This is a genomic window from Acinetobacter tibetensis, assembly GCF_023824315.1.
In the GTDB taxonomy this organism is placed as follows: domain Bacteria; phylum Pseudomonadota; class Gammaproteobacteria; order Pseudomonadales; family Moraxellaceae; genus Acinetobacter; species Acinetobacter tibetensis.
In genome coordinates, this window is sequence record NZ_CP098732.1 from 854,717 (window position 1) to 876,956 (window position 22,240).

18 protein-coding genes and 3 tRNA genes are annotated in these 22,240 nt (G+C 41.2%); 10 read left to right on the top strand and 11 right to left on the bottom strand.

Going from position 1 to position 22,240, the window contains the following annotated elements; translation table 11 throughout:
• Nucleotides 1–23: 23 nt before the first annotated feature.
• Both carB and carA read right to left on the bottom strand, forming a co-directional pair.
• On the bottom strand, nucleotides 24–3,257 hold the full coding sequence (carB, locus tag M5E07_RS04070; RefSeq protein ID WP_252222234.1) for a carbamoyl-phosphate synthase large subunit: 3,234 nt from the start codon (nucleotides 3,255–3,257) through the stop codon (nucleotides 24–26).
• 14 nt (nucleotides 3,258–3,271) lie between these two features.
• Entirely contained in the window at nucleotides 3,272–4,414 is a 1,143-nt protein-coding gene (carA, locus tag M5E07_RS04075) for a glutamine-hydrolyzing carbamoyl-phosphate synthase small subunit (RefSeq protein ID WP_116760350.1), read from the bottom strand.
• Nucleotides 4,415–4,721: 307 nt separating this feature from the next.
• On the opposite strand from carA, the gene M5E07_RS04080 reads away from it, so the two are divergent.
• Nucleotides 4,722–5,177, top strand: coding sequence for a hypothetical protein (locus M5E07_RS04080; RefSeq protein WP_252222237.1), 456 nt, complete (start codon nucleotides 4,722–4,724; stop codon nucleotides 5,175–5,177).
• 66 nt (nucleotides 5,178–5,243) lie between these two features.
• Here M5E07_RS04080 and M5E07_RS04085 read toward each other — a convergent pair whose 3' ends face one another.
• Together M5E07_RS04085 and M5E07_RS04090 are read right to left on the bottom strand one after the other, a co-directional pair.
• Nucleotides 5,244–5,783, bottom strand: a complete 540-nt coding sequence (locus M5E07_RS04085; RefSeq protein WP_116760354.1) for a DOMON-like domain-containing protein — start codon at nucleotides 5,781–5,783, stop codon at nucleotides 5,244–5,246.
• 9 nt (nucleotides 5,784–5,792) lie between these two features.
• Entirely contained in the window at nucleotides 5,793–6,116 is a 324-nt protein-coding gene (locus tag M5E07_RS04090; protein ID WP_116760356.1) for a YhbY family RNA-binding protein, read from the bottom strand.
• Nucleotides 6,117–6,301: 185 nt separating this feature from the next.
• On the opposite strand from M5E07_RS04090, the gene rlmE reads away from it, so the two are divergent.
• The 5 genes from rlmE to M5E07_RS04115 all read left to right on the top strand — a co-directional run bounded on the left by rlmE (nucleotide 6,302) and on the right by M5E07_RS04115 (nucleotide 12,138).
• The gene (gene rlmE, locus M5E07_RS04095) at nucleotides 6,302–6,952 is read left to right on the top strand and encodes a 23S rRNA (uridine(2552)-2'-O)-methyltransferase RlmE (protein WP_116760358.1); all 651 of its coding nucleotides are present in this window, start codon (nucleotides 6,302–6,304) and stop codon (nucleotides 6,950–6,952) included.
• A 136-nt stretch (nucleotides 6,953–7,088) separates the two neighbouring features.
• Nucleotides 7,089–8,978, top strand: a complete 1,890-nt coding sequence (gene ftsH, locus M5E07_RS04100; RefSeq protein ID WP_116760360.1) for an ATP-dependent zinc metalloprotease FtsH — start codon at nucleotides 7,089–7,091, stop codon at nucleotides 8,976–8,978.
• A 143-nt stretch (nucleotides 8,979–9,121) separates the two neighbouring features.
• Nucleotides 9,122–9,973, top strand: a complete 852-nt coding sequence (gene folP, locus M5E07_RS04105) for a dihydropteroate synthase (protein WP_252222241.1) — start codon at nucleotides 9,122–9,124, stop codon at nucleotides 9,971–9,973.
• 135 nt (nucleotides 9,974–10,108) lie between these two features.
• Nucleotides 10,109–11,701, top strand: a complete 1,593-nt coding sequence (locus tag M5E07_RS04110; protein ID WP_434087804.1) for a vWA domain-containing protein — start codon at nucleotides 10,109–10,111, stop codon at nucleotides 11,699–11,701.
• Nucleotides 11,702–11,823: 122 nt separating this feature from the next.
• Entirely contained in the window at nucleotides 11,824–12,138 is a 315-nt protein-coding gene (locus M5E07_RS04115; RefSeq protein ID WP_116760366.1) for a DUF5713 family protein, read from the top strand.
• Between the two features lie 84 nt (nucleotides 12,139–12,222).
• On the opposite strand, the gene M5E07_RS04120 is transcribed toward M5E07_RS04115, so the two are convergent.
• A tRNA-Leu gene (locus M5E07_RS04120) sits at nucleotides 12,223–12,308 on the bottom strand.
• Nucleotides 12,309–12,517: 209 nt separating this feature from the next.
• Between M5E07_RS04120 and M5E07_RS04125 the strand changes: the two genes are divergently transcribed.
• Nucleotides 12,518–14,302: an alkaline phosphatase D family protein gene (locus tag M5E07_RS04125; RefSeq protein ID WP_252222244.1), complete on the top strand. Its 1,785-nt coding sequence runs from the start codon at nucleotides 12,518–12,520 to the stop codon at nucleotides 14,300–14,302.
• A 40-nt stretch (nucleotides 14,303–14,342) separates the two neighbouring features.
• Here M5E07_RS04125 and M5E07_RS04130 read toward each other — a convergent pair whose 3' ends face one another.
• From M5E07_RS04130 to M5E07_RS04140, 3 genes are all read right to left on the bottom strand, one after another.
• Nucleotides 14,343–15,074 (bottom strand): hypothetical protein, encoded by a 732-nt coding sequence (locus tag M5E07_RS04130; protein ID WP_252222247.1) that lies wholly within the window; start codon nucleotides 15,072–15,074, stop codon nucleotides 14,343–14,345.
• A gap of 702 nt (nucleotides 15,075–15,776) precedes the next feature.
• Nucleotides 15,777–15,862: transfer RNA gene (locus M5E07_RS04135), tRNA-Leu, on the bottom strand.
• Nucleotides 15,863–15,875: 13 nt separating this feature from the next.
• A tRNA-Cys gene (locus tag M5E07_RS04140) sits at nucleotides 15,876–15,949 on the bottom strand.
• A gap of 152 nt (nucleotides 15,950–16,101) precedes the next feature.
• On the opposite strand from M5E07_RS04140, the gene folD reads away from it, so the two are divergent.
• Nucleotides 16,102–16,950: a bifunctional methylenetetrahydrofolate dehydrogenase/methenyltetrahydrofolate cyclohydrolase FolD gene (folD, locus tag M5E07_RS04145; RefSeq protein WP_252222250.1), complete on the top strand. Its 849-nt coding sequence runs from the start codon at nucleotides 16,102–16,104 to the stop codon at nucleotides 16,948–16,950.
• 300 nt (nucleotides 16,951–17,250) lie between these two features.
• Nucleotides 17,251–17,919 carry a class I SAM-dependent methyltransferase gene (locus tag M5E07_RS04150; protein WP_252222253.1) on the top strand — a complete coding sequence of 223 codons (669 nt, stop codon included), beginning with the start codon at nucleotides 17,251–17,253 and terminating at the stop codon, nucleotides 17,917–17,919.
• Between the two features lie 27 nt (nucleotides 17,920–17,946).
• Here M5E07_RS04150 and M5E07_RS04155 read toward each other — a convergent pair whose 3' ends face one another.
• Together M5E07_RS04155 and M5E07_RS04160 are read right to left on the bottom strand one after the other, a co-directional pair.
• Nucleotides 17,947–18,378, bottom strand: a complete 432-nt coding sequence (locus tag M5E07_RS04155) for a hypothetical protein (RefSeq protein ID WP_116763422.1) — start codon at nucleotides 18,376–18,378, stop codon at nucleotides 17,947–17,949.
• Between the two features lie 129 nt (nucleotides 18,379–18,507).
• A complete protein-coding gene (locus M5E07_RS04160) occupies nucleotides 18,508–19,827 on the bottom strand; it encodes an MFS transporter (protein ID WP_252222256.1) in 1,320 nt (439 codons plus the stop codon).
• Between the two features lie 380 nt (nucleotides 19,828–20,207).
• On the opposite strand from M5E07_RS04160, the gene glpD reads away from it, so the two are divergent.
• The gene (gene glpD / locus M5E07_RS04165; protein WP_252222259.1) at nucleotides 20,208–21,719 is read left to right on the top strand and encodes a glycerol-3-phosphate dehydrogenase; all 1,512 of its coding nucleotides are present in this window, start codon (nucleotides 20,208–20,210) and stop codon (nucleotides 21,717–21,719) included.
• 92 nt (nucleotides 21,720–21,811) lie between these two features.
• Here the strand turns inward: glpD and M5E07_RS04170 are convergent, their stop codons facing one another.
• On the bottom strand, nucleotides 21,812–22,177 hold the full coding sequence (locus M5E07_RS04170; RefSeq protein WP_116763426.1) for a hypothetical protein: 366 nt from the start codon (nucleotides 22,175–22,177) through the stop codon (nucleotides 21,812–21,814).
• Between the last annotated feature and the right edge of the window lie 63 nt (nucleotides 22,178–22,240).

Genomic DNA, 22,240 nt, shown 5'->3' on the forward strand with positions numbered 1-22,240 from the left:
GACGGGACTTCTCGGTAAACGAATTAACCTACAGTTTGTAAATCTTGCAAACGGTATACATCCATTGGCAATTGAATCGCAAAAGCTTGGCATACAGCATCAGCACCGTTCAAGGTCGTCGTGTTATACACTTTCGCTTGAAGCGCTGAACGACGAATCGAGAACGAATCTTGTTGAGCTTGTTTGCCTTCAGTTGTATTGATAATGAGGTGAACTTCGCCATTTTTCAAGCGGTCCACGATATTAGGACGGCCTTCAGTGACTTTATTTACACGTTCACACTCAATACCCGCAGCTTTAATGAACTCATAAGTACCGCCAGTCGCAAGTACTTTGAAACCAAAGCCTACCAGTTGCTTCGCAATACCAACAGCACGAGGCTTGTCTGAATCACGCACAGAGATAAATGCATGCTTCACTTCGCCTTCTGTAGGAAGACCCGGTACGCGTTCATTCGAGCCTAACACAGCTTTATAGAATGCTTCACCAAATGTTTTACCTACGCCCATTACTTCGCCTGTAGATTTCATCTCAGGGCCAAGAATAGGGTCAACACCCGGGAATTTGTTGAATGGGAACACCGCTTCTTTTACAGAGAAGTGAGTCGGGATGATTTCTTTAGTGAATCCTTGAGATTCTAAAGATTGACCCGCCATACAACGTGCAGCGACTTTTGCTAAAGACTCACCGATACATTTAGAAACGAATGGCACAGTACGAGACGCACGTGGATTCACTTCTAGGATGTAAACGTCTTCGCCTTTTACAGCAAACTGTACGTTCATCAAACCAACAACGCCAAGCTCTTTCGCCATAGCAACAGTTTGACGACGCATTTCGTCTTGGATTTCAACTGAGAGCGAGTATGGAGGAATCGAACATGCTGAGTCACCTGAGTGAATCCCTGCTTGTTCAATGTGCTGCATAATACCGCCAATCACAACGTCTTTACCGTCAGATACACAGTCTACGTCAACTTCAATCGCATCATCTAAGAAACGGTCAAGAAGAACAGGCGCTTCATTTGATGCTTGAACCGCATCACGTAAGTAGCGTTTAAGCTCTTCGTCGTTGTATACGATTTCCATCGCACGACCACCGAGTACATAAGAAGGACGTACCACAAGTGGATAGCCTACTTTAGATGCTTCAGCCATACCTTCTTCAGCAGATTTTACGATGCTGTTGTTGGGTTGACGAAGTTGAAGACGTTGAATCATTTGTTGGAAACGTTCACGGTCTTCTGCGCGGTCAATCGCATCTGGTGATGTACCGATAATTGGCGCACCCGCTTCTTCTAAAGCACGAGCCAATTTAAGCGGCGTTTGACCACCGTACTGAACGATAATGCCTTTTGGCTTTTCAGTACGTACGATTTCAAGTACATCTTCCAAAGTGATTGGTTCGAAGTACAAACGATCAGAAGTGTCGTAATCCGTTGAAACAGTTTCAGGGTTACAGTTCACCATGATGGTTTCGTAGCCATCTTCACGCATTGCAAGCGCCGCGTGTACACAGCAGTAATCGAATTCGATACCTTGACCAATACGGTTAGGACCACCACCGATCACCATGATTTTATCTTTATCAGATGGGTTTGATTCACACTCTTCATCGTAAGTTGAATACATGTATGCAGTGTCAGATTCGAATTCTGCTGCACAAGTATCCACACGTTTGTAAACTGGAGTCACGCCCAAGTTCCAACGGTGCTTACGGAATTGTTTTTGTGAAATACCCATCAAGTTCGCGATGCGAAGGTCAGATAAACCTTTACGTTTGAACGAACGGATGTTGTCTGCGTTTAGATCACCAAAACCTAAAGTTTTGATTTCATTTTCAGTTTTGATGATGTCTTCGATTTGGATCAAGAACCATTTATCGATTTTTGTCGCTTGGAACACATCTTCTAACGTGAAACCATGACGGAATGCATCAGCCACATACCAAATACGCTCTGGACCCGGAACTTTAAGTTCAACCAAGATCTTTTCTTTCGCGCCTTCAGTACCTACTGCGATTTTTTCATCAAAACCACATGCACCCACTTCAAGACCACGAAGCGCTTTGTTTACAGACTCTTGGAAGTTACGACCAATCGCCATCACTTCACCCACAGATTTCATTTGCGTGGTGAGCGTTGCGTCTGCTTGTGGGAATTTTTCGAAGTTGAAACGTGGAATTTTTGTTACCACGTAGTCAATCGCAGGTTCGAACGAAGCAGGAGTCGTTCCGCCCGTTATGTCATTTTTCAATTCATCAAGGGTATAACCGACAGCCAGTTTCGCTGCAATTTTTGCAATCGGGAAACCTGTTGCTTTCGATGCAAGTGCAGATGAACGCGATACACGCGGGTTCATCTCGATGATCACCATACGGCCAGTATTTGGGCAAATACCGAACTGAACGTTAGAACCACCTGTTTCAACACCAATTTCGCGAAGAACTGCTAAAGATGCATTACGCATCAATTGGTATTCTTTGTCTGTCAATGTTTGCGCAGGAGCAACAGTGATAGAGTCACCTGTGTGCACGCCCATTGGGTCAAAGTTTTCGATCGCACAAACGATAATACAGTTATCGTTTTTGTCACGAACAACTTCCATTTCGTATTCTTTCCAACCAATTAAAGATTCATCAATCAATAATTGTTTAGTTGGAGAAAGATCGAAACCGCGTTCACAGATTTCAAGGAATTCTTCTTTGTTATAAGCGATACCGCCACCTGAACCACCCATGGTGAATGATGGACGGATAATCACAGGGAAGCCGAAGCGCGCTTGGATTTCTAACGCTTCTTCCATGTTCTCAGCAATCGCAGCTTTTGGACATTCAAGACCAATTTTACGCATTGCTTCATCAAACAGTTTGCGGTCTTCAGCTTTTTCAATCGCTTCTTTACTCGCACCGATCAATTCAACATTGTATTTTTCTAAAATACCGTTGGCATCAAGTGCAAGCGCACAGTTCAGTGCTGTTTGACCACCCATTGTTGGAAGGACAGCATCTGGACGCTCTTTTTCAATGATTTGTGCAACAGTCTGCCACGTGATTGGCTCGATATAAGTTGCGTCTGCCATAGCAGGGTCGGTCATAATGGTTGCTGGGTTAGAGTTCACCAAAATAACACGGTAGCCTTCTTCACGAAGAGCTTTACACGCTTGTGCACCTGAGTAGTCAAACTCACATGCCTGTCCGATGACAATCGGACCTGCACCAATAATTAAGATACTTTTAATGTCTGTACGTTTAGCCATGATCGCTTCCTTAATTACTTCTTAGATGCTTCGATAAGTTCGATGAAATGATCGAACAATGGTGCGCAGTCATGCGGACCAGGGCTTGCTTCAGGGTGACCTTGGAAGCTGAACGCTGGTTTGTCTGTACGATGAATCCCTTGAAGAGTTTGATCGAACAAAGACTTGTGCGTAGCTTTCAAGTTTGCTGGAAGTGTTTCTGCATCCACTGCGAAGCCGTGGTTTTGCGAAGTAATCATCACTATGCCAGTTTCCATGTTTTGAACAGGGTGGTTGGCACCATGGTGGCCGTGAGGCATTTTCACCGTTTTTGCACCTGAGGCAAGTGCAAGAATTTGGTGACCCAAGCAAATACCAAAGACAGGTAGGTTGCGAGCGTCTTCTACAATTGTTTTTACAGCTTCAATTGCGTAGTCACATGCAGCTGGATCGCCAGGGCCGTTCGATAAGAACACGCCATCTGGATTCAATGCAAGCACGTCAGCAGCAGGAGTTTGTGCAGGCACGACAGTGAGTTTACAACCGCGGTCTGCAAGCATACGTAAGATGTTGGTTTTGACACCGTAGTCGTATGCAACAACATGGAATTTAAGTTCAGGTTGTGTGAAGCCTTTGCCTAATACCCAAGAACCTTCTGTCCATTCGAAACCAGTTGGGTCACAGCATTCTTTAGCTAGGTCTAAACCATTTAAACCACCGAAGGCACGTGCTTTTTCTAAAGCTTGCTCTTCAGTAATATTTTCACCAGCAAGGATGCAACCATTTTGCGCACCTTTGTCACGCAAAATACGGGTTAATTTACGCGTATCAATATCTGCAATTGCGACAACATTATGTTCTTTTAAGTATTCGCCTAAAGATTGCGTTGATCGGAAGTTGCTATGCAATAAAGGCAGGTCACGAATGATCAATCCGTTGGCCCATACTTTATGAATTCGACCTGACTCAGCGTCTTCATCATTACAACCTGTGTTACCGATATGAGGGTAAGTTAAAGTCACAAGTTGTTGTGCATAACTCGGGTCAGTCAAAATTTCTTGATAGCCAGTCATGGCAGTGTTGAAAACGACTTCACCAGTCGTACTACCCGATGCACCAATAGACGTTCCTTTAAAGATCGTACCATCGGCAAGGGCTAAAATTGCTGGGGTGCTCAAACCAAAGCTCCTGAAATTTAGGCTGTAAAAAAGCGAGTAGACGAAAAAAAAGGAAGGCTATCTAAAAACCTACCCTCCCTATGTCTGCTCGCTTGAACTTAACATGGCACTATACGCAACTTTACCCATAAAGTCCATGCCAATAAGACGGAATTAACAAGATAAAGGGTTTTTATTTTGTAGAGAAAGCAGTTTTAAGTTTTTAAAAGAAAAATGTAACAACAAATAATTGTCTGACAAATCAGAATCTAAATTTTATCAAATCACGTTAAGCTGTCGCTGTGTATATAACAACAGGAATAAAATCATGACTGAACAAGAAAAAGTGACCAAATCAAAGCCAGCGTTGAAAGAAGTCGTTGCAGAAAGCACTGAAAAGCTTGAGCAAGTGGCGAAAGAAGCAACAGAGCAGGTCACTGAAGCCGTAGTTGAAAGTAAAGAAAAGATTGAGGCAGAAGCGAAACAGCTTAATGCCAGTGTGCAAGATCAAATTCGTCAGTTGAAAGAAGATGTATTGCAGCGTATCGACAGTTTGAAATCACAATTAAATCTGTCTCAGAAAGATTTGACTGAGCTTAAAGATTTTGTGAAAACTGAAGTTAATGCTGTGATTGATGATTTGAGCAAATTTGGTAAAGAGTTAAAAGATGATGTGAGTCAGATTTCTGTCAAGCATAAAGATCAACTCACTGAAACTTTTAAACGTTCTAAAGAGCATACGCTTGAAGCTTGGAATAAAGTATCAAGTAAAGAAATCTCTTGAGCTTGTGAGTAAATAAAAACCTTTAAGCTTCACCTCTCCTTGTAAAGGGAGAGGAGTTGAATTGCTTTAGAGCTGATGTAGCCAATCACGCTTGTTGTGGAAGTCTGCATTTGGACTGCTATGCTGCATGGCGTAGAACTGTTCACCTTGAGCAGTTTTTAGCACAGCCGTTAAACCAATAAATAAGTCAGACCATTTCAACTTATGTTTCAGTATAAATTCGGTTAAATCTAAACTGACATTCAGTCCATAGTGCGTGCGCTTAAGTTGATTTAACTCAATATCATACGCAGCATGTGGCGGCATATCTTCAGGATAGCGATACTCTTCAAATTGATAAACTTGCCACGCTTGAGAAGGCGACAAATTGATTTCACGATAAAAATCTTCGTCTTTCACACCAATAAAAATCTCAAAGCAGGTGCTTTCCCAAAGAAAATCCTGACGTGGGTGAGCGGAAACCAATGCAGGCCACTCAATCCACTGATTCGGGTCACGAATCCAAAATCCGACATTTAGATTAAACGGGCTGACTTGTTCAATCGCGCCGACCACTGAAATCGCTTGAAAGCGACGATCAAATGCACTGAGCTCGTAGCTTGCCATAAATTGAAATTACTTAGATAAATGTGCGTGGCGAACAAGGTTCGAAAGTTTTGGATTTTGTTGCTTAGCTTTTTTATAAAGCAGGGCAATTTTACCAATCGTTTGCACGACTTCAGCACCTGTCACTTCCGAGATTTCAGCAATAGCCGCTACACGTGCTTCACGATCTTCACCAGCAATTTTAACTTTGATAAGTTCGTGATCATTTAATGCACGGGTAGTTTCCTCAACGACATTTTCAGTCAAACCTTGACCACCAATCATTACTACAGGATTAAGTGCATGACCAATTTGACGTAAACGCTTGCGTTCCTGAATAGATAAAGCCGCCATGAAAGATAACCTAATTTTAAAAACGACCTAGTATAGCAAAATTGAGTTGAAGCGGTTGAAATAATCGATCTTGTTGATTGAAAAAAACAGCAGGATAAAGTGGATTTTGATACAGATGTATACTGCAAGCACTTGGTTTTTCACGTACAATAAAAAATTAGAAGTTTTTATACGCATAGAGAGTTATGGCAACACGCATTACCAATCAAAAATTATCCCAAAGTAGTCGTGCGTGGATGAGAGAACATCTTGATGATCCTTTCGTGAAAAAAGCGCAAAAGGAAGGTTATCGAGCACGTGCTGCTTATAAGTTGTTGGAAATTCAAGAAAAATATAAAATTATTAAGCCCGGTATGACCGTGGTGGATTTGGGAGCTGCTCCAGGGAGTTGGTCTCAAATCGCAGGAAAACTGGTCGGTGACAAAGGTTTAGTCATTGCATCAGATATTTTAGAAATGGATGCTTTACCAGATGTGACTTTTTTACAAGGCGACTTTCGTGAGGAAGAAGTCTTCGAAAAATTGTTAAATATTTTAAATGGGCGCGTTGTTGACGTTGTAATTTCAGATATGGCCCCCAATACATCAGGTAATAAGGCTGTAGATCAACCTCGTCAAATTTACCTTTGTGAGCTTGCATTAGATTTTGCCAATAAGGTTTTAGGACCGAAAGGGCAGTTTGTGGTGAAAGTTTTCCAAGGCACTGGATTTGACGAATTCCGTAAACAAGTGGTCGATAGTTTTGACGTGCTGAAGACGGCTAAGCCGGCTGCATCACGTGCTCGTTCGAAAGAAGTTTTTTTAATCGGCCAAGGGCGCAAGAAGGCTTTGAAGTAAAGTTTACTTGCCAACGCGTTAAAAATTGTGCATTTTGTACTTTTTTACATTATTGAACAGCTGGGTTTACAGCTTACATTATTAAGGTCACCCATCCTTGGGCATGATCAAATTAGATTGATATGGGAATAAAGCTTTGAGCGATCTCTTCAAGAATGCCGTGTTGTGGCTCATTATACTGGGTGTGCTGATTTTAATTTTCAGCAACATCAGTGACCGTGATAAGCCAACTGCAATGAACTATTCAGAGTTCGTTACAGCGGTGAATGCTGGTCAAATTAAGCAAGTCACAATTGATGGTGAAAGAATTAGTGGCACTAAATCAAATGGATCTGAATTTGAAAGTATCCGTCCAGCGGTGCAAGATCCTGAATTGATGCCTAGCCTGATTAAAAACAATGTTGTCGTTGAGGGAACTGCACCACAACGTCAAGGTTTGTTGATGCAACTTCTGATTGCAAGCTTCCCTGTACTTTTAATCATTTTGTTATTCATGTTCTTTATGCGCAACATGGGTGGCGGAGCAGGTGGTAAAAACGGCCCAATGAGTTTTGGTAAGTCAAAAGCAAAAATGCTTTCTGAAGACCAAATTAAAATTACATTTACGGATGTAGCGGGCTGTGATGAAGCAAAGCAAGAAGTCGTCGAAATTGTAGACTTCTTGAAAGATCCTGCGAAGTTTAAACGTCTAGGTGCAACCATTCCAAAAGGCGTTTTGATGGTGGGTCCACCAGGTACAGGTAAAACTTTGCTTGCAAAAGCCATTGCGGGTGAAGCGAAAGTTCCTTTCTTTAGCATTTCTGGTTCTGACTTCGTTGAGATGTTTGTGGGTGTTGGTGCATCACGTGTCCGTGATATGTTCGAACAAGCTAAACGTCATGCACCATGTATCATTTTCATTGATGAGATTGATGCGGTAGGTCGTCATCGTGGTTCGGGTACAGGTGGTGGTCATGATGAACGTGAACAAACCTTAAACCAGATGTTGGTAGAAATGGATGGTTTTGAAGGTAATGAAGGCATTATCGTCATTGCTGCAACCAACCGTGCAGATGTATTGGATAAAGCATTGCTACGACCAGGTCGTTTTGACCGCCAAGTCATGGTGGGTCTTCCAGACATTAAAGGTCGTGAGCAAATTTTAAATGTTCACTTGAAGAAATTGCCGTCGGTGACTGGTGTAGATCTGAAAGTTCTTGCACGTGGTACGCCTGGTTTCTCTGGTGCACAATTAGCAAACTTGGTGAATGAGGCTGCATTGTTTGCTGCTCGCCGTAATAAAAATACGGTTGATATGCATGACTTTGAAGATGCGAAAGACAAAATTTACATGGGACCAGAGCGTAAATCGATGGTTCTACGTGAAGAAGAGCGTCGTGCAACGGCTTACCATGAAGCAGGTCATGCCATTGTTGCAGAAATTTTGCCGGGTACAGATCCTGTTCATAAAGTTACAATCATGCCACGAGGTTGGGCATTGGGTGTAACTTGGCAGTTGCCTGAACAAGACCAAATTAGCCACTATAAAGACAAGATGTTGAATGAACTTTCAATTTTGTTTGGTGGTCGTATTGCAGAAGAAATCTTTATTAACCAACAGTCAACTGGTGCTTCGAATGACTTCGAGCGTGCAACCAAAATGGCACGTTCGATGGTGACCAAATATGGTATGTCGGACAGATTGGGTGTAATGGTTTATGAAGATGAAAACCAAAATGGTTTCTTCGGTAATGTTGGTAGTCGTACTATTTCTGAAGCTACACAGCAAAAAGTAGATGAAGAAGTACGTCGTATTTTGGATGAGCAGTACCGTGTGGCGCGTGAAGTCTTAGAAAATAACAAAGATATTGCACATGCCATGGTGAAAGCTTTGATGGAATGGGAAACGATTGATCGTGATCAGATCCGTGACATTATGGAAGGTCGCGAGCCACAACCGCCTAAAGTGTATGTGGCGGAGAATCCTGTGATTGATGTGACTCCAACCAAGGGTCCATCTACTCCACCACCATTACCAGCAAGTTAAGTTTAAACGTTAATAAAAAGAGTCTCTACATGAGGCTCTTTTTTTGTGCTGAGGCTTTTGAAGTGATGTTTAGGTTAAAAACTTTTCAGCCAGAGAGAGCATTGAATTGCTACACTAATAGCACTTGTTTCAGGAGTGTTTTCATGCAAATTATGCCCTTACCCAATCGAGTTTTAGCATGTGGTCGTTTAAGTTTAGATTTGTCACAACCACATGTAATGGGTATTTTGAATGTTACACCTGATTCTTTCAGTGATGGTGGATTACATAGCACCAAGGATGCGGCAGTTGCACGTGCATTACAGATGCTCACTGAAGGTGCAACTGTGATTGATGTTGGTGGAGAATCTACGCGACCGGGAGCATCTGCGGTTGAGATCGGAGAAGAAATTCGACGTGTGATTCCTGTGGTGGAAGCACTTGCACAGCATAATGTGATTATTTCAATTGATACTTCTGAACCAGAGGTAATATGTGCGGCTGTAGCAGCAGGAGCACATATTTGGAATGATGTGCGTGCATTAACTCGACCACAGGCCCTTCAAACTGCTGCTGAGTTAAATATACCGATTATTATTATGCATATGCGTGGTGAACCAACTACGATGAATAATCTGGACCAATACCAAGATGTCACGGAAGATGTGATGATTGAATTGCAGCAACGAGTTGATGATGCATTGGCTGCTGGGGTTAAGCCTGAACATATTTTGATTGATCCAGGGTTTGGTTTTGCCAAAAATGCCCAGCAAAACCTCAAACTGCTCAATGAGTTTTGGAAGTTGAATGCAATGGGGTATCCAATACTATCGGCATTGTCGCGTAAGCGTTTTATTGGTGAAGCATTGGGAGGGGCTGACGCAGGGCAGCGAGCAATAGGTTCGGTCGCTGCGCATTTATTGAGTATTCAACAAGGGGCATGTATGGTGCGTGCACATGATGTTAAAGCGATGTCCGATGCAATTAAAGTGTGGCAAGCTATGCAATTGGCTTAGTTGTTGATTGAATTTTTTAAAGAAATAAAAGGATTATTGCTTTAATCTTTTTGGGTTGCCACGCAGTAAGTGTGTGCTGTAAAGATGTAGATGAGTTTGTTAAATATTTGAAATTAAAATAACACGGGAATAATGATGATTGTGAAACCGAAATTGTTGGTTGTGAGCATGAGTGGTTTATTGTTGGTGGCTTGTGGGAAAATGCCCAATCAACAGATGTCTATGAGCAAAATGGCAGCTGTGGAAGTGGGAATGCCTGTACCATCAATGGTAAATGCTTATGAAAGTATGCCCCAACCCATTGAGAATACTGAAAACTATCAGAAAATAGAAACTAATCCAGTATATGTGGTTGCGCAACAGCCCATCTCGACGTTTAGTGTTGATGTGGATACGGGCAGTTATAGCAATGTGAGGCGTTTTCTGACACGTGAAGGTCAGTTGCCGCCTGTAGATGCGGTTCGAATTGAGGAAATGGTGAATTATTTCAACTATGATTATCCCAATCCTACGGGGCAGCATCCATTTTCAGTGAATACTGAGGTTGTAAATTCGCCATGGCAGCCAACTGCTAAAATTATAAAAATTGGTATTAAAGCTAAAGATTTGGAAATAAAGCAATTACCACCTGCCAATCTGGTATTTTTGGTGGATGTTTCGGGAAGTATGGATGAGGACAATAAACTGCCTTTGGTTAAAAAAACCTTAACCTTACTTACTGAACAATTGCGCCCACAAGATAAAGTTACCATTGTGACCTATGCGAGTGGCGAAGATTTAGCATTGGCACCGACTTCTGGTGCAGACAAGGATAAAATTTTAAAAGTCATTCACCGATTAAAAGCGGGGGGTGCTACTTCAGGTGAGCGAGCAATTCAATTGGCCTATGAACAAGCACAAAAGTCTTATGTTCAGGGTGGCATTAACCGCATTCTGATTGCAACAGATGGTGATTTTAATGTGGGAATTACTAATTTTGAAACCTTAAAAGGGATGATCGCTGAGAAACGAAAGTCAGGGATTTCTTTCTCTACATTCGGTTTTGGAACGGGTAATTATGATGAGCAGTTGATGGAACAATTGGCTGATGCGGGAGATGGTAACTATAGTTATATCGACAATGAGCGTGAAGCAAAAAAAGTATTACAGCGACAACTGAGTTCGACATTGGCAACGGTTGCTCAAGATGTAAAAATCCAAGTGGAATTTAATCCGGCTACGGTTAAAGAATACCGTTTAATTGGTTATGAGAATCGCGTATTAAATAATGAAGATTTTAATAATGATCGTATCGATGCAGGAGATATTGGTGCAGGGCATACGGTCACAGCCCTATACGAAGTTATTCCTGTAGGTCAGAAAGGTTGGCTAAGTGAATCACGCTATCAAGCACCAATGAATTCATCCAAAGCCAATAAACAAGAATACGCTTATGTGAATGTACGTTATAAACAACCACAACAAAGTCAAAGTATTTTACTGAGCCAACCTGTCCCAGCACGCAGTCTAGCATTGGCACAATCATCTTCAGATACTCGCTTTGCTATTGCGGTTGCATCTTATGCTCAACAGCTACGTGGTGGGCAATATAATGCCAATATGAAGTGGGATGATATTTTAAAATTAGCCCAAAGTGCAGCTCAACCAGATGAATTTGGCTTGCGTGCAGAATTTTTAGATTTGGTGAAAACAGCGAAAAGCTTAAGTGCTGAGTCTATAAAACCCTAAGGATTCACGTTATTTTTATATTCAGACAACTGGGCAGTATTTATACTGCCCATTTTTTATTTGGTAAATGTTCATCTTTATGCTATATAGGCTCGCGTTTATAAGTAGTTTTGAGTGGCTGTATGTTTGCAGATTTACTTCTCCCAATGTTTGACGATGATTATTACCCTGATGTATTGGTGGCGGATGTACAACAATGCATTGTGCAATTTGCCAATAAAGTCGCAAAGGTGAAAGAAAGCACGGCAGAAATTTATCGTTTTGCTAATGAAACAGTTATGGCAATTAATGAAATGAAGCCACAATTTGAAGATTTAGATTCATCCTTGGATGATACCGCTGCGGATTATATTGCCGAAGCGATGATGATGGTGGTGCAAGAGCATGGCCATTTCGATGTGGAAATGGAAGAATTGATTGTAAATCGAGAGTGGTAACACTCTCTTTTTTTATTTATTTCAGATATAAAAAAACCAGCTTTCGCTGGATTCTTTATTGCACCATTTTAAGAAGTATTAAAATGGTGCCCGGGGCCGGACTCGAACCGGCACGCTTTGAGGGCGGGGGATTTTAAATCCCCTGTGTCTACCTATTTCACCACCCGGGCATGAGCGCAATAATAGAGTACGAATTTATTCTTTGCAAGACTATTTCTTTGTGTTTGCTTTATTTTCAGACAATTCAGAGGTTTGTGATCAAAAAATCACAATTTCAACGCCAATCTAATTTTTATTGTCATCATATGTTCATGTAATTGAGATCATCATTAAATAATTATTGCCTATTTTTAACTCACGTTTGTAGTGGATTAAAAAAATGACAAATACTTTAACGCGCCGTGAACTCATTCAAAAAACTTTAGCGGGTTTTGGTGCAGTCTCTTTACCTATTTCGCTCACCGCATGTGGAGATGACTCAGATAACTCCTCTGGCTCGGGTGTGAGTGTTCAATTTAAACATGGTGTAGCCAGTGGTGACCCTTTACAAGACCGCGTAATTATTTGGACGCGAGCGACCCCCAGTGATGTGCAAGCCCGCTTAGAAATTACTTGGGAAGTTGCTCTAGATGCACAATTTACTCAAATTAAAACCTCAGGTAAAGTGCAAACAAGCCCAGCACAAGACTTTACCGTAAAAGTAGATGTTATTGGCTTACAGGCACAGCAGCGTTATTTCTATCGCTTCCGCTTCGGGCAAACAGTTTCACCGATTGGGCAAACCAAAACCTTACCATCGCAAACCAATCAGGTGAAATTAGCCGTCTGTTCTTGTTCTAATTATCCTGCGGGCTATTTTTATGTCTATCGTGAAATGGCCAAACAAGATGTTGATGTGGTGCTGCATCTGGGGGACTATATTTATGAATACGGTCAAAATGGTTATGCGACTGAAGATTCGGAAAAGTTAGGACGCTTATTGGCAGCAGATAATCAGCAAGAAATATTGAGCTTGGAAGATTATCGCAAACGTTATGCTTTGTATCGTCAAGATGCTGATTTACAAGCATTGCATCAGCGACACCCTTTTATTGTCATTTGGGATGATCATGAGCTTGCCAATGATACGTGGCGTAATGGAGCAGAGAATCATACTGAAGTGACAGCTCAGGCACAAAATGAAGGTAAGTTCTCAGAGCGTAAGCTGGCGGCATTACAAGCTTATTTTGAGTGGATGCCTATTCGTCCTGTTTCAGAGGATGATCATTTGCATATCTATCGTCAGTTTAATTTTGGTTCATTGGTACAGCTCACCATGTTGGACACACGAATTATTGCACGTGATCAGCAATTGGATTATGCCAATTATATGACGGCTCAGGGCTTAAATACGGTGCAGTTTCAGCAAGATTTGTTAGCACAAGACCGAACTTTGCTCGGCTATGAACAGCGTGAGTGGTTGTTGCAGAAAATGATGCAAAGCAATGCACAGTGGAACGTATTGGGACAACAAATTTTAATGTCAAAGATGTTTATTCCTGCCGAGTTGCTTTTATCTTTGGCGGAAATTACCAGTGGCTCAGTCAGTGCTGAAACGCTCACAAGAATGAATGCGCAAATTGCTGAATTAGTGGGTATTAAATTGCGTGCTCAAGCGGGTGATCCTACATTGACAGATTTGGAAAAGGCGCGGGTTAATACGCTGGCACCTTATAATCTGGATGCATGGGATGGCTATTTTTATGAGCGAGAAGTGTTGTATGCAACCCTAAAGGCCTTGAATAAGAAAGTAGTGGTCTTGGCTGGGGATACGCATAATGCTTGGTATTCTGAATTGCTGAGCAAGGATCAAGATGTGGTTGGTGTCGAATTGGCGACAAGTTCTGTGTCTTCGCCTGGTTTAGAAAAGTATTTGAATATTCCTTTGGCACAATTGCAGCAATTTGAATATGCCTTTCAAACACTCATTAATGATTTAGCTTATTGTAATTTGAATCAGCGCGGCTATCTGTTGGTGAGTTTTACTGAGCAGAACATGCAAGCTGATTGGATCTTTGTTGATAGTATCAAGGAAAAAAGTTACGTGGTCGATGAAACCAGAGGATATCAATTGATATTCAATTCACAGCTACAAGTGTTGGAATCATTACCACAATCAGCATAACTGCAATAAAATAAAAAACTGGGAAAGTCCCAGTTTTTTATTACATTAAGCTATCTAGATAATTTTCTAAATCTTGATGTTTATGTGTTTGGCAAAGTTGCTGTTCCATATGCATAGATTTTAAATGCAAAGCATGAAAGTGCTGTAATTGTTTAGTTTTTTGCTGATATTTTTCAGTATCTTTTCCAATGAATTTTAGTTGAAATTTTAGTTTAAGCGTCTGTTTATAACTCCAGAAGTTAAAACGTCTTAATTCTTGCAGGTAATACAATCCAACATGGGTTGCGCTATTACGAAAAAGATTTTCTTTATAAAATTTCACAAAGCCAAAACCCATAGCAAAGAAAAACAGTACAATTTGCAAAAAAGTACTTTCAATAAATGCGATATTAATTGCTTGTAGAATAATTAATGCTGCAATTTTAATCGGTGCATGTTGTTGCTGTTCATAACAGGAGCTTGAGCTGTGTTTCATTTGTTTGAGTACAATCGGAACATACAGCATAAATAACAACATAAAGCACAATACAGCAAAGCCATGCGCTTGAAAGGGGGTAAAGCGAGGAAAATATATTTCGAAATAATGTCCTAAGCTGAAGGACAGGGAAACAAAAATCATAATGGCTAAAATCCAAGGAATAAATTCTTTGATTTCATCCATTAAACCTTTGGTTTTGAGCATGCCGTAAAATACAAAGTTACGTTTAAATGCTGCGGGATACTGCATTTGTAACGGTTTTAAAAAAAGTGCTGCCTGCTTATCACTGACCATAAAAATGAGTACTTGAAAGTTACGGCATTATAAATCAGAAATACACTTTTTGTTTAAATGATCTTAAAATCGATTAGAAGAGTATAAAATTTGATTGTGAAATAGAATCGTGACATAACCTTGCCTGTAGATAGCATATTTAAAAAACTGAGATCAGTTGAAGGGTTTTATGAAAACTACCGCTATGCCATTACATAATTTATATAAATTTTAAGAGTTGCTTTTTGGTTTGTTATTCCGTGGCTATCAGATATGGGGAGATTGCTTCTAAGTCTTGAGCCATTATTTTTGCAGGAATTCCTTGGCAATCAGGATATGGTAAAAGGCTGTAGTTTTGAAGATCTAATACAATTCCCCAAACAGACTATCCTCAAAGAAATGGAGAATAGAAATGTGCACTTACCTTTTTTCAATTATTTGTCCAATGTAACTTTTACCTTTTGTGCGGTACTGGATTTTGTATGTAAATATTTTTCAACTTAATAATTTAAAAGAGGATTTCTTTCAGGAATTGAAAACTTATATGTAGCAATCTTTGATCACTTAAGGAAATAATCAATTTAAAAAATCAGAGCTTTGTAGTTTATGTAATTTTAATTTGAAGGTTTTACTGGAGGGTTTAAGCATAAGAGCTATATTTTAGACATAAAAAAACCAGCTTTCGCTGGGTTCTTTATTGCACCATTTTAAGAAGTATTAAAATGGTGCCCGGGGCCGGACTCGAACCGGCACGCTTTGAGGGCGGGGGATTTTAAATCCCCTGTGTCTACCTATTTCACCACCCGGGCGTTTTAACAAGATTGGAGGCGGAGGTCGGAATCGAACCGGCGTACACGGAGTTGCAGTCCGCTGCATGACCACTCTGCCACCCCGCCATGTCTTGTTGATGCACATATTAGCAACCTTTAAAAAAATTACAATACTTTAAATAGCGCATATGCACATAAAATCAGCATGTAGAATAAAATTGCCTAAATAATCATGTATTATTTGCAAAATTGATTCATATCTACCTTGGAGATGTGCTGTGGTATTAGTTTTAGATGGTCGTGCATTGGCGAAACAAATTGAAACTGACTTGTTAACCCGTGTTGAAGCGTTGAAAGCAAAATCAGGTCGTACCCCAATTTTGGCAACGATTTTGGTCGGTGACGATGGTGCATCAGCGACTTATGTGCGTATGAAGGGAAATGCCTGCCGTCGTGTAGGTATGGATTCATTAAAAGTTGAACTTCCAAAGGAAACTACGACTGAACAATTATTGGCTGAAATTGAAAAATTAAATGCGAATCCTGATGTTCATGGGATTTTGTTACAGCATCCAGTGCCTGAGCAAATTGATGAGCGTGCATGTTTTGATGCAATCTCTCTTGCCAAAGATGTGGATGGCGTGACTTGCCTTGGCTTTGGTCGTATGGCAATGGGTGAAGCGGCGTATGGTTCTGCAACACCAGCGGGAATTATGACCATCCTAAAAGAAAACAACATTGAAATTGCAGGTAAGCATGCCGTAGTGGTTGGTCGTTCTGCAATTTTAGGTAAACCAATGGCTGCAATGTTATTGGAAGCAAATGCAACAGTAACGATTTGCCATTCACGTACCCAAAACCTTGCTGAGTTTGTTAAACAAGCCGATATTATTGTGGGTGCGGTAGGTAAAGCTGAGCTGATTCAAAAAGACTGGATTAAGCAAGGTGCTGTTGTGGTTGATGCGGGCTTCCATCCGCGTGATGGCGGTGGTGTAGGTGATATTCAATTGGTAGGGATTGAAGAGATTGCATCTGCTTATACGCCTGTTCCAGGTGGTGTAGGTCCAATGACCATTACCACTTTAATTCGTCAAACAGTTGAAGCGGCAGAGAAAGCATTAGGCTAATACTTTAAGTATGCTTCTAAAAAGCTGTATAGCATAAAACTATACAGCTTTTTTTATGAGGTAGATTTCATTAAGGAGAATTTTAGGCTTAGTCGAAAAATCTTCTGTTCAAGCCACTTTGATTGATTGCATAGGTTTACTAAGCGGATTATTACTTTTCAGTCATGCGCAGCTAGATTATGATCGCCTGATCTGTGGATTCTAACGACAGCGATGGCAGTATTTAAATTGCTGTTTCTATACGATTCGCTGTTTCTGAACGATGCATATTTTGCATAGCATTAAAGGTTTATAAATTTAATGAGCTGTACTTTTCAAATGGCGAAAGCACCACAACATTTATTGGATGCATTGCATGAGGTCATTCCTCAGGCGGAGCTATTGGCGCAACAGTTGCCAGAAACTCCTATTGCTTTGTGGCTCATTCCACCAGTATTTCCATCAGATCGTTTAGATGATGAGGTGATTCGCCGCATTTGGAATGAAACCCCATACTGGATTTTTTGCTGGGCTTCAGGGCTGGCAATGGCACAATGGTTATTGGCAGAGCCACATCATGTGAAAGATAAAATAGTCCTCGATTTTGGTGCAGGTTCAGGTGTGGTCGCGATTGCTGCCAAAATGGCAGGCGCGAAACGCGTGATATGCTGTGATATCGATTCCATTAGCTTGGCTGCCTGTAAAGAAAATGCAGCGCTAAATCAGGTCGAATTGGAATATTTAGATGATTTATATCAAGCTGAACAAGTCGATGTACTGTTGGCGGCAGATGTGTTGTATGACCAATGTAACCGTTTTTTCCTCGATGAGTTTTTAAAATTCGCACCTGAAGTTTGGGTGGCAGACAGTCGAGTGAAAAATTTTAGTCATCCAAAATACCAAAAATTAGATGAGCGCAGTGCCACAACTTGGCCTGATTTGGATGAAGCAAAAGAGTTTCGTAATGTAAGCTTTTATAAGACGCTATAACGCATAGCATCTTATAAGACTTTGATTTTATGAGCAGCTATAACGCACAATACGCAAAGTACTTGGACGCGCTTCTAAAGCCTGACGTGTTGCATAGTCTTCACTATTATGCAGATCTGGCGTGTTGCTTAGACCAATCGAGGTACGTGAGTTGCCAATTTGGCGACCATAACGATCAGATGCCATCGCAGCAGGGTTGGCAACTTCATTCACGCTGAGAATTTGTAATTTAAAGGTTTTATTTGTACCTAAAACTTTCTGGCAAGCACGTTGTAGTTTTTTGGCATCTAAATCCTGATTTTGACGACCAGCTAAGGTATAAGCGAGGGTTACTGAGTCCGCTGTTTGGCTTTCTACACGGTAACCAACTTGACCATTATACTGTTGGGGAGTGCTTTGGCAGGCTGCAAGACCTAAAGCGATAAAACCGAGCCCTAAAAATTGAAACGTTTTTTTCATGGTGGAAGTTCCGTGTTTTATTCTTGGGCACAGTATGCCATAAGCCTGTGAAAATAACGATGTGGTTCAAAGTAAAACGACCTACCTGTAACAAAATAAAGGTAGATCGTCAGTGTTTATTTTCAGTGTTTAATGGTCTGTGATCAGACTATGTTTTTTAGTGTCTTTCATAAAGACGTAGGTGATGAGTGAGAGACCAATCATGAAGGTAATATAGTAGAAAAAGTAACTTTCATGTCCTGCATTTTTAAAACTTAAAGCGATCAATTCTGCGGTACCACCGAAGATGGTATTGGCAATCGCATAAGGTAGTGCGACACCTAAAGCGCGGATATGGGGTGGAAATAATTCTGCTTTTACGACCGCGTTAATTGCGGTATAGCCAGTAACAATAACCATCCCGCTCATACACAGCCAGAATGCAGTGGTTGCATCAGTGGTCGTTCCTAGACGATTGAAAATTGGTACTGTAAAGAGTACCCCACAAATACCGAAAGCGATCATAATTGGTTTACGCCCAATTTTATCGGACAAGGCGCCTACCGCAGGTTGAATCAGCATAAAAATAAAGATGGCTGCTGTGGTAATTTCAGTGGCAGTGCTTTTGTCAAAACCAGAAGTATTGACCAAGTATTTTTGTAGATAGGTGGTAAAGGTATTGAATGCGAGTGTGCCGCCCGCAGTCAGCATAATGACAGTAAAAGCCGCTTTAGGATGTTTGGTAAATAACTCGATTGCCCCTGATTTTGGTCCGCCTTGTTTGGCTTGTTCTTGCGCTTCTTTTGAAGATTGGGTTTCAACCAGTCCACGACGAATCCAAAACACAACAATGGCTAACATGGCACCAATCAGGAAGGGAATACGCCATCCCCAAGCATGTAGTGCGTCTTCAGAAAGCGTATGTTGCAGAATAATCAGTACGCACAGAGCGATAAGCTGCCCTGAGATTAAAGTCACATACTGAAAACTAGAGAAAAATCCGCGATGGTTTTTTCCTGCCATTTCGGTAAGATAAGTCGCACTCGAACCGTATTCTCCACCGACACTGAGCCCTTGTAATAGACGCGCAAACAATAAAATTGCAGGTGCTAACATTCCCGCAGCATCATAAGTAGGTGCGCAGGCAATCATCAGTGAGCCAACACACATCAAAGATACGGATAGGGTTAAACCTGCTTTACGCCCCTTGCGATCCGCATAAATGCCCATAATCCAAGCGCCAATAGGGCGCATTAAAAAGCCTAAGGCAAATACGGCTGCGGCCTGTAATAGCTTGACGGTTTCATTGCCTTCTGGAAAGAAAACAGGCGCAAAATAAAGTGTGAAGGCTGCATAAACGTACCAATCGTACCACTCTACAAGGTTACCAGCGGAACCCCCTAAAATAGATTTAAAACGTGTTTTTCGATCAAATGGTGTGTGTACAATTTGTGGAGATGAGTTTGACACAAGAAATTCCAAAGCTGTGGCAAAACACATTCTTTTAAATTCTTCAGAAAGGGAGAGAAAAATCTAAAAACATGTATTTTGAAAAAGAGGGTATATGTTACTTTTCACATAATCTTTTATACGCCGATGCGAATGAATCTGCATTAGACATTCGTCGCACTTAAGTCCATGTTTGCTGATGGATCGTATAAATGCTGGACAGGTGTTGAGTCTGGAAGATGGCTAAGCTTGAAAAAACTTTTGAGATAAAATAATTCAATTTAACCGTCTTGGTTGGACAATTAATCTATAGTGATTTGGGTTTTCTGTTAGGATTGAATAGAGAATTATTAAACAAAATAAAAGTTGCTTGAAGCACGCAAAATAAGAGGAGCCTCAATATGGATCAACATCATATCTATGACATGGTCGTCATTGGTGGCGGAATCAACGGTGTAGGTATTGCTGCCGATGCCGCAGGGCGTGGGTTATCTGTTTTGTTGTGTGAAAAGGATGATTTGGCCAGCCATACTTCATCGGCCAGCAGTAAATTGATTCACGGTGGTTTACGTTATTTAGAGCATAAAGAGTTTCGTCTGGTACGAGAAGCTTTGGCTGAGCGTGAAGTCCTCATGGCGAAAGCGCCACATCTGATTCGTGCCATGCGCTTTATTATGCCGCATCGCCCACATTTACGGCCTGCATGGCTGATTCGCACGGGCTTATTTTTCTATGATCATTTAGGTAAGCGGGAAAAGTTAGCAGGTTCAAATTTGGTTGATTTTGATCCCAAAACCAGTCTATTTAAACCTGAAATCGTCAAAGGTTTTGAGTATTCGGATTGTGCTGTGGATGATGCGCGTCTTGTCGTTGCGAATGCGATTCAAGCCCATGAAAATGGCGCGAGTATACAAACACGCACGCGCTGTATCACTGCACAGGCAGAGCAAAATGTGTGGACGGTACAATTACAAAATACACAAGGGACTTTCGCTGTTCGTGCCAAAGTACTGGTGAATGCCGCAGGGCCATGGGTCACTGAATTTATACAGCAAGATTTAAAAATGCAGGCGGCTTATAGCATTCGATTGATTCAAGGTAGCCATATTATTGTGCCTAAAATTTATGCAGGAGATAAGGCTTTTATTCTGCAAAATGATGATCAGCGGATTGTTTTTGCTATTCCGTATTTAGATGAATACACCTTGATTGGGACTACGGATCAGCGCTATTTGGGCAATCCGGATCAAGTAGACATTACAGAAAGTGAAATTGATTATTTGTTGCAGATCATGAATGCACATTTCCAGCAACAATTAACGCGCCAAGACATTATTTCGACTTATTCGGGTGTCCGTCCATTGTGCGATGATGAGTCTGATAATCCATCTGCTATGACGCGTGATTATACCTTGGTATTGACTCAACAGCAGCATGCGCCATTGCTTTCAGTGTATGGGGGTAAACTTACAACTTATCGTAAACTGGCTGAATCTGCCATGCATCAGCTCAAACCATTTTTTAGCAAATTAAAACCTGACTGGACGGCCAAAGCCTTGTTACCAGGTGCAGAAAACTTTTTTAATGCTGAGCATCTGGTCAAAGAGCTAGAGCAATATTTACCAGATGTGCCGAAGTCTTTGGTCGAGCGTTGGGTACATAGCTACGGTTCTCGAGTATGGCGGATGCTTGGAAGTTGTGAGCATGTTTCTGCGTTAGGACAGTGTTTTGGTCATGATTTATATCAGCAGGAGGTGGATTATTTGGTTGCGAATGAATGGGCGGTGAGTAGTGAAGATATTTTAAAGCGCCGTAGCAAACTGTATTTAAAATTTGACCAAGACCAGATTGCTCGATTGGACGAGTATTTACTTGCTTTACATAAACGTCGTGCACAAGAAATAGCTGCGTAGTCATAATTTTGAGTAAGTACGAATTATTTTTTAATTCTAATCGGCGTTAGATTTTTGATTAAAAAAAAGCCGCGTATGCGGCTTTCTAGTCTTTAGATTTCGATACCGCCAAGTTGTTTGCAGTTTACAGGCGTATTCCATTTAACGGCTGTACCCCAAACCACTGGGCGTACAATACGCCAAGGCCAAAAACCAAATCTTTGGCTTGCATTGTAGTTAATAACCACATTACCACCGACTTGATGCGCACGCTCGGCGAAGCGAGGGTAGAGCTCTTCTACGCTACCATAAGTCCCTTTCGCAACTTTAATCCGCTTCTTAATCTGAAATTGATTCGAGTCGGGTGTACCTTTAATCGCACAAACATGCAGAGCAGGTTGTTCTGTTGTTTCGGTGTTGGCTAGAGCAAGATTGGATAAAGCAAATGAGCAAGTCAAAAGTGCGAGTGTTTTTAGCATGAATTTCCCCTTAGATACTTCTTTTTGATTATAAAGTTTATGAAAAATAGGTTGAAAAAAGAC